Source organism: Achromobacter sp. ACM01, assembly GCF_014851745.1.
In the GTDB taxonomy this organism is placed as follows: Bacteria; Pseudomonadota; Gammaproteobacteria; order Burkholderiales; family Burkholderiaceae_B; genus Achromobacter; species Achromobacter aegrifaciens.
In genome coordinates, this window is sequence record NZ_JACVAF010000002.1 from 493005 (window position 1) to 508456 (window position 15452).

Consider the following 15452-nt stretch of genomic DNA (forward strand, 5'->3'; position numbering starts at 1 on the left):
CCGCGCGGCTGGCTTGCCCGCCTTAGAACGACGCGGTGACCGTCGCGTAGTAGGCGCGGCCCGGTTCGTTGTAGGTGGCGGCGCCCGCTTCGCCCGCGTTGCCTTCGCGGTAGAGCTTCTTGTCCAGCAGGTTGCTGACGCCGACGCGCAAGCGCAGGTTCTTGTTGAGCTCGTAGCCCGTGCTCAACCCGACCAGGGCGTAGGGGCTGACGCTTTGCAACCCCTGGCCCGTGATGGTTTCGCCGCGGCGCGGGTTCAACGTCGGGGCTTCCTGCTTGCCGTAGTAGGTCAGGTTGGCCTGGAACGACAGCTTTTCCGTGGCGAACCAATCCAGCGTGGAATTGATCGTGTACTTCGGGATGATGCTCAGCGGCTGGCCATTGTCCTTGCTTTCGCTCTGGATCATGTAGGTGAAGTTGGTGTTCCAGTCCAGGCTGGGCGCCAGCGGAATGAAGAGATTGCCTTCCAGCCCCTCGACCACGGCCTTGCCCGAGTTGCTCCATTGCAGCACGCGCGCGCCGTTGGCCAGGCGATAGGCGATGTCCGTGCCGGCCACGATCTTGTTCTTGTAGTCGTTGCGGAAGTAGGCCGCGCTCATGCGCCAGCTGCCGGGGTCGTACTCGAAGCCGATTTCCTTGTTGACGCTGGTTTCGGGCGACAGGTTTTCATTGCCCACCAGGTAGCAGCCGTTCTGATTGGCCTGCGAGGCCAGGCAGCCGAAGCCGCGGCTGTACATCAGGTAGTTCGGATTCGACTGGTACAGGTTCGGCGCCTTGTATGCCCGCGCGATGCCGCCCTTGAGCCTGAAGGCCTCTGTGACCTTGTAGGCGGCATTCAGGCTGGGGCTCCAGTTGTTGCCGAACTTCTCGTTGTGGTCCAGGCGTACGCCCGGCGTCAGGGTGGTGCGTTCCCCGGCCTCGATATTGTCCTCGACGAACAGCGCGTAGCTGTTCTGCGTGGTCTTGGGATCGCGGTTGCCAGGCGCCACGCCGCCGATGACGCCGCCCGTGTAGGTCTGGCGCAGGCTGGCGGGATCGTCCAGGGATTCGCGCAGCCATTCCACGCCTACCGTCGCGACCTGCTCGAAGCCGAGCTTGAACGGGACGTTGACCTCGCCCGCCGCGCGCAGGTTCTTCAAGCGCGAGGTGGACCAGCCCAGGTCCATCGGGCTGCCTTCGCCGCTGCCGGCCAGGCCTTCGTTCTGGCGCGCGTTGCGGGTGTAGTCATAGCCTATCGAGGCGCGCGAGGTACCCCAGTCCCAGGTGCCGCGATGCGTCAGGCTCAGGCTCTCGCGGTAGAGCACGTTGGTTTCTTTGCCGTACAGGCTGTCGGTGAACTTGGTGGTGGAGTTCAGCATCGTGTCGCCGGCATAGAGGTTGCCCTGGCGGCTGAAGGCGGCTTCCAGGTCCAGCGTGTTACGGTTGTCGGGACGCCAGGAGAAGACCGTGTTCAGGTCCTGGTTGATCACGCCTTCGCGGCCGGCCGATTCCGCCTGGCCGTCGCCGTTGAGCAGCGAGCGGCCGGCGTTGATGTTGCGGGCGTCGGGGTTGGTCTTGTTGTAGTTGCCATAGAGCCGGAAGCTGAGGGTGTCGCTGATGGGGCCGCTCAGTCGAATGCCGACCCGGTTGGTATTGCCTTCGTCGCTGTTCTCGGGCTGGTTCAGATAGTAGGTCAGCGAACCGCTGAGCTTGTCCGTGGGCCGCTTGGTGATGATGTTCACCACCCCGCCCATCGCGCCCGAGCCATAGCGCGCGGCGGCGGGGCCGCGCAATACTTCGATGCGCTCGACTTCCTCGGCGGGCACCCAGTTGGTGTCGCCGCGGGTGTCGCGGTCTCCGCTCCAGCCATAGCGGATGGCGTTGCGGGAGGTGGCGGGCTTGCCGTCGATCAAGATCAAGGTGTTTTCCGGCCCCATGCCGCGGATGTCGACCTGCCGGCTATTGCCGCGTGAGCCGCTGGCGCTGTTGCCGGTCAGGTTGACCCCAGGTTCGCGCCGGATGATGTCGGACAGGTCGTTGGTGGGAGGACGGTGGGCGATTTCCTCGGCCGTGATCACCGAGACGCCCAGCGCTTCCTTCACTTCCTCTTCGGCGGTGCCGAGCACCTGCACGGTGGGGAACTGCTGGATGTGATCATCCTGCGTCGAGGTCGTCTGCGCGGCGGCGCCGGCGGTATGAAGCGCGCAGAACAGCGCCGCTGCGGCGTAGTTCAGGCGTTGGTTGGACAGGGACAGCACGAAGTTCTACTCCACAGGCAACGCAGCATGCGGACCGGGCGGGCAGGGTGGGGTTTTCACAACGCCCGCCGCAGATGCTCAACCCAAAGCCGGATGTGCATGATTTAATTGAGAACGATTTCTATTTGAAGCGTTCAGAATTATGTCAGCGGGAGTGCACGCCGGGTTTTGCGCCGGCACCACAATGCTTTGCGGCATCGCCAATCCTCCGGAATCCGGCATGGACGAGCTTCGGCCCGTAGCCGTTGCGGAATCAGCACATCGGGTCGTCCATTACGGGATGGCGCCTGTGGTCCCTGCGCGCGCGCAGACCGTCATGGAAGGCTGGTCTGACCTGGCCGAACTGGACCCGGGCATGGTGTTGTGGCGGCTGGACGCGCGCGATCTGCAAGGTGCGCGCATGCGTGCGGCGGTGCGGCCAGGCCTGCACCTGGCCCTGGTGGTCGGCGGCCGCGTGAACGTGACGCTGGGGGAACACAGGCTCACCCTGGGGCCCGGCGCCGATGGTAGCGTGCAAGGGGTGATGCTTTCCGCGCTGCGGCCGGACGCCTTCCTGCGCGAGTCATGCCGTGGCCATATCGAGCGCACGGTGATGCTGACCTTGCAGCCGCAATGGCTGGATCGGCATCTTCCCGGCGAAGAGGGACTGGCGCTGCGCGCGTTCGCGCAGCGCCATCTGGCGTTGCAGACCTGGAAGGCATCGGACCAGGCCGTGGCCGCCGCGCAGCAGATGTTGCGTCCGCCCGTGCTGCCGCCGCCTTTGTGGCGCCTGTACCAGAAGTCGCGCGCGCTCGACATCGTGGTCGAGGCGCTGGCGCATGCGCACGGCACGGCCGCCGAGGAGGCCGCGCCGCTCAGCCCGCGCGACCGCCGCCGCATGGCCGCGTTGCGGGAATGGATAGATCAGGGCGGCGCCGATGCCTTGCCGCTGGCGGAAATTGCCGCGCGGGCGTGCGTCAGCGTGAACACGCTGCAGCGGCACTTTCGCGCCATGTGGGGCACCACGGTGGCGCAATACCTGCGCGAGGGCAGGCTGTCGCGCGCGCGGTTGGCGCTGGAGCGCGATGGCATCAGCGTCGCGCAAGCGGCTTGCATCGCCGGCTACGGCAGCGCAGCCAACTTCGCCACCGCATTCCGGCGCCGCTTCGGCGTGCCGCCGGGGCAGGTCCGCGCGCGGCGCTAAGGCGCGGCCGAGGCCGGGGTTTCAGGTCAGCCGTGCTTGCCGAAGCCGCCGCTGGCCCACTCCGAGGCGCGCTGCACGCTCAGCTTGTAGGTCGGCGCGACATGGGTCTGGGCCAGTTGTTCGCCGGATTCGTCGTAGGCGCTCAACACGGCATACGGCTCGTCTTCGTCGGGAACGATGTCCAGCTTGACGGTCAGGCGGCCGGCGGCGGCGTCGATCTTCACGCTTTTGTGTAGCGTCGCGTGCAGTTGCTGCTCGTGGCGGCGCAGGACTTCCCGGGCGGTCTTGACCAGAGTGATGAAGGCCGGGGAGTCGAGCGGCTTGGGGTTTTTCTTGTCGCGGCCCATGGTCCATGGACCGACCAGGGCCGGCTCGGCCTCGCCGTCCATGGTCATTTCCACGGCCCAGCCGTCGTCTTCCTCGTTCTTGATGATCCTGGCGGTCCAGCCATCGTCGCGCCACAGCGTGGGCAGCTGTTCTTTGCGGTCTTCGGGGGTTTCCGTTTCCGGTATGTGGGTATCGTTCACTGCTGTACTTCTCCTGGACTCGTTTGCCGGCAGGCCCGCGATTGGCGGGCATCGCAGCTTCCGGCTGTTGCCGGAAACCGTTGCCGCAGCGCGAACGCCATCGCGATGGCGGCAATTCCGCCTGCCGACAATAGGGTGCCGGCAACGCCGGTCTTGGCCAGCATGATACCGCCCAGCGTCGCGCCGCGGCCGATGGCGCAGATGCAGCATTGCTTTTCCGTTTTCGTCATTCACGCAAAGCGCCGGAACCTGGACACGCCCGCATCGGGCAAGCCGATACCCCGATCGGACATTCCTGCTGGCGCCCGGCACTTCGTAGCGCCACCATCGCCTGCTCCAAACACGTGTTTCAAGGAAATGAGCATGGACAATGGTCTTGCAGGACAACGGGTGGTGGTGGTCGGCGGTAGCTCGGGCATGGGGTTGGCCGTCAGCGAGCGATTGCTGGGCATGCACTGCGAGGTACTGATCGTGGGCAGGTCCCGCGACAAGCTCGACGCGGCGCGCGAGCAGTTGCGCGCGTTTGGCGCGCCTCGCCTGCACCAGGCGGATGTGACGAGTGAAGCGCAAGTGCAGCGGCTGTTTGAAGAATCAGGCCCGGTGGATCATCTGGTCTGCACGGCTGCCGACATACGCGGCGCCTACGAGCTACTGCCGCAACTCTCGCTGGACGCGCTGGACCGAGCCATCCGCTCCAAGGTCGTCGCGCCCATCCTGCTGGCCAAACATGGCGCCCCGCGCATGCCGGCGCACGGTTCCATCACCCTGACGTCGGGCATTGCCGCCTACCGGCCCCGGCCGAAGGGCATCGCCGTGGCGGCGATCAATGCCGCGTTGGAGGGTGTCGTGCGCGCCATGGCGGTCGAGCTTGCGCCGCTGCGGATCAATGCCGTATCGCCGGGCTGGGTGGATACGCCCATCTGGAATGACGTAGCCGGCGCCGACAGCGGACCGCTTTTGGCATCGATGGCCGAGCGGCTACCGGTGGGCCGGGTCGGCGCCGGCAGCGATATCGCCGATGCCATCGGCTTCCTGATCGGCAATGGCTACACCACCGGCACCGTGCTTCATGTCGATGGCGGCCATCGGCTGGTCTGAGCCAGTCGCCGCGAGGCGGATCATCTCGATGAAGGCGGCCACCTGGCGCGTAGGCGTCCGGTGCAGGGTGAGCAGGCAGATGGGAAGACCTGCTCCCGCGGTCGACAACGGCCGCCACCGGACGCAAGCCGTTGTCGCTGCGGGATCCATGGCCATCCGCGGCAGGATCGATACCCCGAGGCCCGCGGACACCATCTGTATCAAGGCCGGTACGCTGTCGGCGACACCGCGGATACGCGGCTGCACCGGGGCTTCCTGCAACACGGCCTCCAGGTATTCCCGGTATCGGCAGCCGTCCATCGTGACGACCAGCGGGAATGCGGCAAGCGCGTCGGCCTTGATGTCTACAGCCTCGGATAGCGGATGCCCAGGGGGCATTACGACCACCGGCATGTCCCGCGCAATGGCTTGCGCCCGGAGCTTGGCGTCGCTTGCCGGCCATCCGTGCACCAGACCGAGGTCGGCCGTCCCATCGAGCACCGCCTGAGCCGTCGCCAGGGAGTTTCTTTCTTGAACTGCAACCTGCGTTCCGGGGTGCATGCCGGCAAAGCGCAACAGTTGCGGAACCAGCACACTGGTGCACAAGGTCTGCGGCGCGGCGACCCGGATCGTGCCTCCTGAATCGTCGACGTTGTCGCGAACTTCCCGGAAGGCGTCATCGGCCCGGGCAAGCAATTCGCGTGCTCGAATGGCCAGTCTCTCTGCGGCCGGGGTGGGTTGCAGGCGATTGTTCTGGCGGATGAAGAGCGCCTGGCCGACGCTCTCTTCCAGCGCCCGTATCTGTTCCGTAACGCTGGGTTGCGACAGATGCACCTGTTTGGCGGCTTTCGTGAAGCTCAACGTTTCCATCGCCGCGACGAAGATCTTCAGCTGTCGTAGTTGGAACATGTGGGTACGCGGTTGTGCCGGGTGGGCCTGTGTGCAGGTGGCTGTCTGCTGCCGAGTGTACTTCCGGTCCAAGACGGGCGGTTCAGGCATAGCGGGCGCCCTTGGCCAGTTCAGGCAACGGGCAGGCATGACACCCCGAAGGCATCGAACCGCATGCGCTGGTGCTGGGCTCGGCTGGCGCAGCAAGCAACGCAAATTGATGCCGACCTTCGTGGAACGGTTGATCTGGGGCTATGGCGACGGCTCCACCATGCCCGTGTTCGATACACCCCGCGGAAAATTGGGTGCCGTGATCTGCTGGGAAAACTACATGCCGCTACTGCGCATGGCGATGTACGGGACAGGCATGAGCCGCCGTGGCCGAACTGATACGGTCGCGGATACGTAGCAGTTTCCGGTGCAGCAAATTGCATGAAGTTCGACGGTAAACTCCGATTGTTTGCAGGGCGTATGGCGCTCGCTCTGCCCATTTCCAACCTCTTTTTGCGTTGCCATTTTTAAGCAAGCGTCAGAGGAAGGCATGGGGAAAAATCTCCGGTTCCTATTTGCGGTACCTGCTGATAGCGCTCGGCGGCGCTGAGGTCGTTTGTCGTTGCCTGGCCCGCGAGTCGTAAATGAAGCTGCTGAAGCAGCGTTTTGAGGAAATGATGAATTTTTGGGTCCCTGTAGTCTTCGGTACGTTCAAGCTTCTGGTGTTGGGCACGGGCATGTTTCTCGCCATCAAGTCCCATTACGATGGAGAAAAAAAGGAGAAAGCGGAAAAGAAGGAGATAAAGGCTCCGTAAGCGAGCCTTCGTTGCTACGCAAGGGTTTAGAGCGCGGCCGACTTTATTCAGCGCGGCCGGCTCCATTTATCGTCTTCAGTTCACCAGCACAGGCTTGTCCCGATACTGCTGCGGAAACGTCTTGGCCAGGTTTTCGACCTTGGGCACGTCGTTGACCATGATGTACATGCTGTACGGATGGCGCACGAGATAGTCCTGGTGGTAGTCCTCGGCAGGATAGAAGGCTTTCAGCGGTTCTATCGTCGTGGCAAGCGCCTTGGGGTACACACCTGTCTTGTTCAGCTGCGCGATGTAGGCTTCGGCCACTTTGCGCTGGCCGTCGTCCGCAGGAAAGACCGTTGAACGGTATTGGGTACCGCTGTCCGGACCCTGGCGGTTGAGCTGGGTGGGATCGTGGGCCACCGAGAAATAGATCTGCAGCAGCTGGCCGTAGCTGACCTGGGCGGGGTCGTAGGTGATCTCGACCGCTTCGGCGTGGCCGCTGCGCCCGCCGCTGACGGTGTCGTAATTGGCGGTGGACGCCTGGCCGCCGGCGTAGCCGGAGACGGCGGAGCTGACCCCCTTGACGTGCTGGAACACGGCTTGCACGCCCCAGAAGCAGCCGCCGGCGATGACGGCTTTTTGCGGTGCGGCGGCCGCGGGCTGGTCCATGGCCGGGGGCGGAATGATGAAGGCGGTTTCCGCGGCGCTGGCCGAGGCGGCGCCCAGCAGGCCGCAGGCGACGGCCAGCGCGGCGCAAAGTTTGCGGGGCAGGTGGATGGCGGACATGATGTCTCCTGATGGATGGGGCGGCCGGAGTTCAGGCCTGCGGGGTGAACGCCAGGGCCACGCCATTCATGCAGTAGCGTAGCCCGGTCGGACGCGGGCCGTCGTCGAAGACGTGACCCAGATGGCCGCCGCAATTGACGCAATGCACGGCGACGCGCGTCATGCCGAAGCTGCGGTCCTTGGTTTCGCCCACGGCGCCGTCCAGCGGCTGCCAGAAGCTGGGCCAGCCGGTGCCGCTGTCGAACTTGGTGGAAGAAGAGAACAGCGGATGGGCGCAGCCGGCGCAGGCGTAGGCGCCTTTGCGATACTCCTTGTCCAGCGGGCTGGAGTAGGGACGCTCGGTGCCTTCGCGGCGCAGCACTTCGTATTGTTCGCGCGTGAGCCGTTCGCGCCATTGCGCGTCGCTTAGCGTGTAGGGGAAGGCCTGGGCGGCGGCGGCCGGGCCGCCGCGCGCCGCCAGGACCGGGGCCAGGCCGGCGGCGATGGCCGCCGCGCTGCCCAGGCCCAGGAAATGCCTGCGGTCTAGTTTCATGACATGCTCCGGATCAGGGGCGGGCCGGGTGGGCGCTATTGCTTCATGCCATCCTTGGACATGCCGCCTTTCGACATGCCGTCCTTGGACATCGAATCCTTGGACATGCCATCCTTTGACATGCCATCCTTGGACATCGAGTCCTTCGACATGCTGTTCTTGGACATCGAATCCTTGGACATGCCTTCCTTCGACATGCCGTCCTTGGACATGGAATCCTTGGACATCCCGCTCTTGGCCATTCCATCCTTGGCCATCGAGCCGCCGCCCATGGCGTCCTTGCTCATGCTGTCGGCGGCATGGACTGCCGCGGCGCCGAAAGCCAGGCACAGGGACAGCGCGGCGGTGGTAGCGATTTTCTTCATGATGCGTTCCTTTATGGAGAGTGAAAGCGTGAAAGATTCCACCTAGCTGCCGCCGAACCAGTTGTAGCCCTGGTCCTCCCAGTAACCGCCCGGGTAGGTGTTGGTGACGAAAATTGCCTGTATGTGCTTGGGGTTCTTGTAGCCAAGCTTGGTAGGCATGCGCAGCTTCATGGGGAAGCCGTACTCTGGTGGCAGCGTCTGGCCGTCATAGGTCAGCGCCAGGATGGTCTGGGGGTGCAATGCGGTGGGCATGTCGATGCTGGTGTAGTAGTCGTCGGCGCACTTGAAGCCCACGTACCTGGCGCTTAGGTCCGCGCCCACGCGCTTGAGGAAGGCGGAGAACGGCACACCGCCCCATTTGCCGATGGCGCTCCAGCCTTCGACGCAGATGTGCCGCGTCACCTGGTCGATCTGCGCCATGGCGCGCAGTTCCTCCAGCCGCCAGCGGCGCTTGTCTGCGACCAGTCCGCTGACTTCCAGGCGGAACGATTCCTCGTCCACATGCCGCACCTCGTCAATGCCGTAGTAGGCATTGAAGGGGAAGGGCCGCGTGATCATCGATTCGGGATAGGTCGGCGCCAACTGGTCGGGGTCGAAGATCCAGCCCTGCACCCGGTCGTTGAAGCGCGAAACCGCGGTCAGCGCTTTCTCTACGCTTTCGTCGTCCGACAGCGAGCAGCCCGACAGCATGGCCAGTCCGCCCAGGGTCAGGCTGCTGCGCAGGAAGGCGCGGCGCGAGGGCTGTTCGACCCGCTTTTCCAGGATCCTGCCGGCTTCCTTGAGGATGGCCGGGCCGTCCAGGCCGGGCAGGGAGGGGCGCTTGTGCTTGTTCACGGATGGCTCCTTATTTGCCGCGGATCATGGCGATCAGGCTGCGCGGCACCAATGCAACCATCACCAGGTGGACCGCCACGAACGCCGTCAGCAAGGCCATGGCAATGAAGTGCACGCGGCGCGCGGTCTCGTATCCGCCCATCAGTTCGCGCAGCAGTTCGAACTGCACCGACTTCCACAGCACCAGCCCGGACAGCACCAGCACCGCGATGTCGAGCATCACGAACAGATAAGCCAGCCGCTGCACCTGGTTGTAGCGGCGCGGATCGGCGTGGGCGAGCTTGCCGCGCAGCGCCGCGCCCAGGTCGGCGGCAATGCCGCGGATGCTCAAGGGGAAGAACTTGCGCCAGAGGCGGCCGGTGGCCAGATTCATGGCCAGGTACAGGATGCCGTTGAAGAACAGCAGCCACATGCCGGCGAAATGCCATTGCAGGGCGCCGCCCAGCCAGCCGCCCAGCGTGATCTCCCGTGGAAACACGAAGTCGAACAAGGGCGAGGCGTTGTAGATGCGCCAGCCGCTCATTACCATGACCACCACGGCCAGGGCGTTGAGCCAGTGCATGGCGCGCAGCCAGCCGGGATGGATGGGTACATTGGCCGGCGGGGCCGGAACGTCGTGGCTTGCGGGAGGGGCCAGCATGGCGGGACTCCGGGGGGGCTTGTTGTCGTTGGAGCCATTCTTCCCCGGGGCCGATACCGAAGTCCTCACGCAAACTTAAATTAATTGTGATAACTCGGCGGCGCGGATTGGCGACAATAGGCGCATAGCCCCTTTAGAGTTTGCTGCCCATGGACACGCCCCGACGCGTACTCATCGTCGAAGACGACGCCCACATCGCCGAACTGCTGCGCCTGCATCTGCGGGACGAAGGCTACGCGGTCGAGCATGCCGCCGACGGCAACGAAGGCATGCGCAGGCTGGAGGAAGGCGGCTGGGACGCCCTGGTGCTGGACCTGATGTTGCCCGGCATCGATGGCCTTGAAATCTGCAAGCGCGCCCGCGCCATGGCGCGCTATACGCCCATCATCATCACCAGCGCGCGCTCCAGCGAAGTGCACCGCATCCTGGGCCTGGAACTGGGCGCGGACGACTACCTGGCCAAGCCGTTCTCGATGCTGGAACTGGTGGCGCGGGTGCGGGCGCTCCTGCGCCGCAGCGACGCGCTTGAGCGCAACGCGCGCATCGACGCCGGCAGCCTGGCCCTGCACGGCGTGGCCATCGACCCGGTGGCGCGCACGGCCGAGGTCGACGGCCGCCGGCTGGACCTGACCCCGCGCGAGTTCGATCTGCTGCATTTCTTCGCGCGGCACCCGGACAAGGTTTTTTCGCGCATGGATCTGCTGAACCAGGTATGGGGCTACCAGCACGAAGGCTATGAACACACGGTCAATACCCACATCAACCGGCTGCGGGTGAAGATCGAAGCGGACCCGTCGGATCCGCAGCGCATTCTGACGGTCTGGGGCAAGGGCTATAAATTCGCCGCGGGGCCGGGCGGCGCGGGAGGCGCATCATGAAGCGGTTCACGCTCACCCAACGGCTGTCCGCCGTGTTTGCGTTGCTGTTGCTCGCCAGCTGCGGCGCCTCGGCCTGGCTGCAGATCGCGGCCAATTCCCGCTACGAGCAGGAGGTGGTCCAGCGCCTGTCCAGCGGACTGGCGCAGCATATCGCCGGCGCCAACGAATTGATGGACACCAACGGCTGGAAGCCCGCTGCGGTGCGCTCGCTGTTCGACATGCTGATGGCGGTGAATCCGGCGGTCGAGGTCTACTTGCTGTCCAACGACGGCCACATCGTGGGCGATGCCGCGCCCGCCGGCCAGATCAAGCGCGAGCGTGTCGACCTGGGGCCGGTCAAGCGCCTGTTGGCCGGCGAGATGCTGCCCATCACCGGCGACGACCCGCGCAGCCTGGACGCGCAGAAAGTCTTCAGCGCCGCGCCGGTGCGCGTGGGCGGGCAGGACAAGGGCTACGTCTACGTGGTGTTGCAGGGGCAGGCGCACGACGCGCTGGCGATGGCCGTGTCGCGCAGCTCCGTGCTGCGCACGACCTTGTGGTCGATCGCGCTGGTCGCGCTGCTGGGCCTGGTGGCTGGCCTGGCGGCGTTCGCCTTGATCACGCGGCCGCTGCGCGGGCTGACGCGGGCGGTGCGCGCCTTCGACGGCGACGACGGGCAGGCCCTGGCCGCGCTGGAGCGTCCGGGCGACGCCTCGGAGCGCAATGGCGACGAGATCGCGGTGCTGCGGCGCAGCTTCGTGCAGATGGGCAAGCGCATATCCGACCAATGGCGCGAACTCACCCGGCAGGACCAGCAGCGGCGCGACCTGGTCGCCAACATCTCGCACGATCTGCGCACGCCGCTGACCTCGCTGCACGGCTATCTGGAAACCCTGAGGTTGAAGGACCAGACGCTGGACCCGGACGAGCGCCGCCGCTACCTGGACATTGCGCTGGCCCAGAGCCGCAAGGTCGGCCGCCTGGCGCAGGAACTCTTCGAACTGGCGCGGTTGGAGTCCGGGCTGGTGCGGCTGGAACCCGAGACCTTTTCGTTGCCGGAATTGGTGCAGGACGTGATCCAGAAGTTCGAGCTGGCGGCCGAGGCGCGCCAGCAACGCCTGACCACCGACATCCCGCGCGAACTGCCGCCGGTGCGCGCGGACCTTGGGCTGATCGAACGCGTGCTGACCAACCTGCTGGACAACGCCATCCGCCACAGCCCGCCCGGCGGCCTGATCGAACTGCGGCTGGGCAGCGCGCATGACCTGGTGCAGGTGCAGGTCAGCGACACGGGCGAGGGCATTCCGCAGGCGCTGCGCGCGGGACTTTTCACGCGGGCCAGCGCCTTGAATCGAGGCCCTGGCGACGGCGGCGGGCTGGGGCTGGTGATCGTGCAGCGCATCCTGCAGCTGCACCACAGCGAGATCAGGCTTGTGGACCGCGCCGGATCGGGCGCGGTGTTCCAGTTCGACCTGGCCGCGGCGCGCTAGCGGGCTTCTACGAGTCGGATGCGCCCAGGCTGGAAGCGGCTGCCAGCCGCCGCACCGTGCCGCGCGACGCGTCCACTTCCAGGACGTCGCCGGTGGCGACCTGCCGCATGATGCCTTGCACATTGACGATAGCCGGTATGCCGAACTCGCGCGCCACGATGGCGCCGTGCGACAGGTAGCCACCCGCCTCCATGACCAGGGCCCCGGCCCGCAGGAACAGCGGCGTCCAGGCCGGGTCGGTGGACGCGGCGACCAGGATGCCGCCGGCCGGCATGGCCAGTCCTTCGGAGGGCGAGCGGGCGACGAAAGCGCCGGCCCGCGCATGGCCGCCCGCGGCAGGCGTGCCGCGCCAGGATCCGGCGGCGCCGGCATCGGCAGGCGCAGGGGGCGGCATGTCCGTGGCGGCGCCTGCGGCATCTTCGGCGATGACGTCCTGATCGGGGGTCGCGGCCCAGGACTCCAATTGAGCGCGGCGCAGGGCGGCGCGGCGGCCCGCGGCGGCGGGCGTCAGCCTGGCGTCGGCCAGGGCGAAGAGTTCGGCCGCATTCAGGTGGAAGATGTCGTCCGCGGCGGCCAGGCCGTCGGCGTGGACGTAGCGACGCCCCAGCGCCAAGGCGTTCTGGCGCGCGGCGGCAAGATAGGCCACCAGTACGCTGCGCGCGGCCTCGCGCTGCCTGCCCTCGATGCGGGCAGCGGCCAGCAGACGGGCGATCAGCGGGCGCTGCCAGAAAGGTAGCGCCGCGCGCAGGCGCAACCGGGCCTGGCTTGCGGCGCTGTCCTGCCGGGCGCGCAGCGCCGCAGGGTCGGCGTCGGTCAACTGCAGCACGCTGTCCAGCAGATAGCCGGGGTCCTCGCGCCAGCGCGGGTTGCGCAGATAGGTTTCATAAACGGCGCGATGGCCGTATTGGCGCAGGAAGTCCGCGAAGGCTTGCTTGAAGGGAGCTCCATCCGGCAAGGCGCGCTGCCAGCCGGCGCTGTCGCGCTGGGGATCGCGCAGCCACTCCATCACGCTTGCGTCGCCGGCGGCCAGTTTGGCCAACGCCATGAGGGCATAGCTTTGCGCCGCGGTCACGCTGGGTTCGCCGCCAGCCATCAACGCGGCCGTGAGCGCATGGCCTTCGCCCGGGCAGGCTTTCTCCACCAGTTCCAGCAGCTTGTGCAGCGCGCCGCCGCCCGAGCCCTGCAGGAAGAACAATTGATCCGCCGCCAGCACCGTGTGGAACTGTTCCCGCAGGCGCGCGCCCAGCGCGGCGTTGGACGCGGGCGCGGGCTCGTCCAGCCAGGCCTGGGCGCGGGCGAACAGGCGCGGCAGGTCCTGTTCCGCCTGCTTGCGCAAGGGGGCTGCGCGGCGCAGGTAGCGCAGGATGCGCGCGCCATGCCGCAGGCGTTGCGCCAGCGTCAGGGGCGTCACTGCGATTTCGGGCTGGGGACCGCCCAGCAGCGCGTTCATGGCTTTCGGCGGCACGCCCAGCGCGTCGTAACCCAGCCATTGGATGACCGAGGCGTCCAGATAGACCCGGCCCTGGAACAGCGCCGCCAGCCGCACGCCCGGCAGGGTGGAATAGCCGCTCAGTTCAAAGCCCGTGGTCAGCATGCGCTGCGCCATGACGCGCCCCGTATCCCATTCCAGCGCCGACATGGCCAGCGGCAGCACTTCGCGGGTGTTGCCGCGCGACCAATAGGCTGGCTGCGCGCGCAGCGCCGGATAGGTGTGGCGCGCCGCCGCGGTGATGGGACGGGCCTGCACGATCCAGAAGCGCCGCCCATCCCAGACCCATTCGATGTCGTAGCCGCCGCCGGCATAGTCCAGCGCGCGCGCCGCGTCGCGCACGATATCGCCCAGGGTTTCGGCCTGCGCGTCGCTCAGCACGGCCTGGGCAGCGCGCGCGGCCGGCGTCGGAGCAAGCAAGGTGCCGGCGCCTTCCGCGGCCTGGCTGGCGTGGCGCTTGGCGCCGATGCGCCGGCCGGCCAGCGGCCAAGCCTGGCGCAGATAGTCCTCGCGCAGGCGGTACTCGTCGCCTTGCGCCGCGCCGTCGACCAGCGACTCGCCCAAGCCCCAGTTGGCGTGGATGACCATCTCGTCATGCCGCCCCGACACGGGATCGAGGGTGAAAGCGATGCCCGAGGCGACCGCGTCGATCAGCGGCATGACGACCACGGCCATTCCGGCCGGGTTCAAGCCGAGCTTCTGCCGGTAGGCGCAGGCCTGCGGCGTCCATTGCGAATCCCAGACCTGCCGGACCGCGTCGATCGCCGCATCCGCGCCGCGCACGTTCAGGCAGGAAAGATGGATCCCCGCGAACGAGGCGCCCGCGGAATCTTCCTGTGGCGCGGACGAGCGCAAGGCCAGCGGCCGTTCGAGCCAGCCGCGCGCGGCCAGTTCATCGCGCAGCGCCTGGGCGACAGCGTGCGGCAATGCCTGGCCCGGTTCGCGAGCCAGGCTCAACGCTGCCGGCAGCACGAAGCCGTCGGGCACCGGCACGCCCAGTTGCGACATGCGGCCCAGCTGCCAGCCCTTGCCGCCGGCCGCCTGCGGGCCGGCCAGGGCGGCGGCGGCCCAGTCCAGCGCGGCGGCGCTCATGCCGCCGCCTCGGGCGTCACGCCGCGCACGAAGAGGCTGATGGCGGCATCGAACTCTGCCTTCAGGCTGCTGCGGGGCTGGTCCAGCCAGCGCAGCATCGCGCCCAGGTACAGAAATTGCAGCTGATGGGCCAGTTGTCCGGCATCCAGATCGGTCCGCGCCTGGCCTGCCGCCTGCGCCTCTTCGATCAGCGCGGTGTACAGCGCCTGCATGCCGCTGCGTGGGTAGCGGCCGTCGTCGCGCGCGCCGGGCTGCAGCGTGGATAGCCGGTAGCGCAAGTACGGCCCCAGATAGGTCCGATGCGATTCGGACCAATGTGCCGAAGCATGCAGTATCCGCGTCAGGCGCTGTGCGAGGGTGGGCAGGGCGCGCAGCGCGGGCTGCAGTTCCCGCTGGCTTGCCGCCAGTTCGCCATGGAAGCGGTGCGCAAGCAGGGCTTCCTTGACGGGAAAATGGTTGTACAGCGTGCCCTTGGAAACATCCGCCTGCGCGGCGATCTGTTCCATGGTGACCACGTCATAGCCCAGGGTCTCGAACAGGCGCCAGGCGGTTTGCGCCAGGTGGTCCAGGGTCTGCAAGCGCTTGCGTTCGCGGCGCCCGGCTTCGGGTGCGGCGGATTCTGATGGGGATAGGGCGGAGGTATCCATGGGCGGAAATAATTGAACGAC

General features: G+C 66.7%; 16 protein-coding genes and 1 pseudogene. 6 read left to right on the forward strand and 11 right to left on the reverse strand.

The window, feature by feature from the left end:
• Positions 1 to 22 precede the first annotated feature (22 nt).
• Complete coding sequence (locus IB268_RS10735; RefSeq protein ID WP_370540021.1) at positions 23 to 2227, reverse strand: TonB-dependent siderophore receptor; 2205 nt, start codon at positions 2225 to 2227, stop codon at positions 23 to 25.
• Positions 2228 to 2552: 325 nt separating this feature from the next.
• Here IB268_RS10735 and IB268_RS10740 point away from each other — a divergent pair, with 325 nt between their 5' ends.
• Complete coding sequence (locus tag IB268_RS10740) at positions 2553 to 3419, forward strand: AraC family transcriptional regulator (protein ID WP_119451188.1); 867 nt, start codon at positions 2553 to 2555, stop codon at positions 3417 to 3419.
• A 26-nt stretch (positions 3420 to 3445) separates the two neighbouring features.
• Here IB268_RS10740 and IB268_RS10745 read toward each other — a convergent pair whose 3' ends face one another.
• Together IB268_RS10745 and IB268_RS10750 are read right to left on the reverse strand one after the other, a co-directional pair.
• Positions 3446 to 3946 (reverse strand): hypothetical protein, encoded by a 501-nt coding sequence (locus IB268_RS10745; protein ID WP_054456804.1) that lies wholly within the window; start codon positions 3944 to 3946, stop codon positions 3446 to 3448.
• Positions 3943 to 4176 (reverse strand): hypothetical protein, encoded by a 234-nt coding sequence (locus tag IB268_RS10750; RefSeq protein WP_192354213.1) that lies wholly within the window; start codon positions 4174 to 4176, stop codon positions 3943 to 3945. The genes IB268_RS10745 and IB268_RS10750 overlap by 4 nt, the downstream gene beginning before the upstream one ends.
• 133 nt (positions 4177 to 4309) lie before the next feature.
• On the opposite strand from IB268_RS10750, the gene IB268_RS10755 reads away from it, so the two are divergent.
• The gene (locus IB268_RS10755; RefSeq protein ID WP_175163744.1) at positions 4310 to 5044 is read left to right on the forward strand and encodes an SDR family oxidoreductase; all 735 of its coding nucleotides are present in this window, start codon (positions 4310 to 4312) and stop codon (positions 5042 to 5044) included.
• Here IB268_RS10755 and IB268_RS10760 read toward each other — a convergent pair.
• Positions 4925 to 5932: a LysR family transcriptional regulator gene (locus tag IB268_RS10760; protein ID WP_175180831.1), complete on the reverse strand. Its 1008-nt coding sequence runs from the start codon at positions 5930 to 5932 to the stop codon at positions 4925 to 4927. The genes IB268_RS10755 and IB268_RS10760 overlap by 120 nt on opposite strands.
• Before the next feature lie 184 nt (positions 5933 to 6116).
• On the opposite strand from IB268_RS10760, the pseudogene IB268_RS10765 reads away from it, so the two are divergent.
• Both IB268_RS10765 and IB268_RS10770 read left to right on the forward strand, forming a co-directional pair.
• Positions 6117 to 6272: pseudogene (locus IB268_RS10765) on the forward strand (nitrilase-related carbon-nitrogen hydrolase); the annotation flags it as partial.
• 274 nt (positions 6273 to 6546) lie between these two features.
• Complete coding sequence (locus IB268_RS10770; RefSeq protein ID WP_175163740.1) at positions 6547 to 6717, forward strand: hypothetical protein; 171 nt, start codon at positions 6547 to 6549, stop codon at positions 6715 to 6717.
• A 75-nt stretch (positions 6718 to 6792) separates the two neighbouring features.
• On the opposite strand, the gene msrA is transcribed toward IB268_RS10770, so the two are convergent.
• From msrA to IB268_RS10795, 5 genes are read right to left on the reverse strand one after another with little or no spacing between them, the layout of a single operon-like run.
• Entirely contained in the window at positions 6793 to 7485 is a 693-nt protein-coding gene (msrA, locus tag IB268_RS10775; protein ID WP_175163738.1) for a peptide-methionine (S)-S-oxide reductase MsrA, read from the reverse strand.
• Between the two features lie 31 nt (positions 7486 to 7516).
• Positions 7517 to 8017, reverse strand: a complete 501-nt coding sequence (gene msrB / locus IB268_RS10780) for a peptide-methionine (R)-S-oxide reductase MsrB (RefSeq protein WP_192354214.1) — start codon at positions 8015 to 8017, stop codon at positions 7517 to 7519.
• A 35-nt stretch (positions 8018 to 8052) separates the two neighbouring features.
• Positions 8053 to 8382 carry a pentapeptide MXKDX repeat protein gene (locus IB268_RS10785; RefSeq protein ID WP_119451118.1) on the reverse strand — a complete coding sequence of 110 codons (330 nt, stop codon included), beginning with the start codon at positions 8380 to 8382 and terminating at the stop codon, positions 8053 to 8055.
• 42 nt (positions 8383 to 8424) lie between these two features.
• Complete coding sequence (locus IB268_RS10790; RefSeq protein WP_119451119.1) at positions 8425 to 9216, reverse strand: molybdopterin-binding protein; 792 nt, start codon at positions 9214 to 9216, stop codon at positions 8425 to 8427.
• Positions 9217 to 9226: 10 nt separating this feature from the next.
• On the reverse strand, positions 9227 to 9856 hold the full coding sequence (locus IB268_RS10795; protein ID WP_175164558.1) for a cytochrome b/b6 domain-containing protein: 630 nt from the start codon (positions 9854 to 9856) through the stop codon (positions 9227 to 9229).
• Between the two features lie 149 nt (positions 9857 to 10005).
• Between IB268_RS10795 and IB268_RS10800 the strand changes: the two genes are divergently transcribed.
• Both IB268_RS10800 and IB268_RS10805 read left to right on the forward strand, forming a co-directional pair.
• Positions 10006 to 10734 (forward strand): response regulator transcription factor, encoded by a 729-nt coding sequence (locus IB268_RS10800; RefSeq protein ID WP_054456812.1) that lies wholly within the window; start codon positions 10006 to 10008, stop codon positions 10732 to 10734.
• Complete coding sequence (locus IB268_RS10805) at positions 10731 to 12203, forward strand: HAMP domain-containing sensor histidine kinase (RefSeq protein ID WP_119451121.1); 1473 nt, start codon at positions 10731 to 10733, stop codon at positions 12201 to 12203. Before IB268_RS10800 ends, IB268_RS10805 begins: the two co-directional genes overlap by 4 nt.
• Before the next feature lie 7 nt (positions 12204 to 12210).
• Here IB268_RS10805 and IB268_RS10810 read toward each other — a convergent pair whose 3' ends face one another.
• Complete coding sequence (locus tag IB268_RS10810; RefSeq protein ID WP_192354215.1) at positions 12211 to 14784, reverse strand: PEP/pyruvate-binding domain-containing protein; 2574 nt, start codon at positions 14782 to 14784, stop codon at positions 12211 to 12213.
• On the reverse strand, positions 14781 to 15431 hold the full coding sequence (locus tag IB268_RS10815; RefSeq protein ID WP_192354216.1) for a TetR/AcrR family transcriptional regulator: 651 nt from the start codon (positions 15429 to 15431) through the stop codon (positions 14781 to 14783). The genes IB268_RS10810 and IB268_RS10815 overlap by 4 nt, the downstream gene beginning before the upstream one ends.
• Positions 15432 to 15452 lie beyond the last annotated feature (21 nt).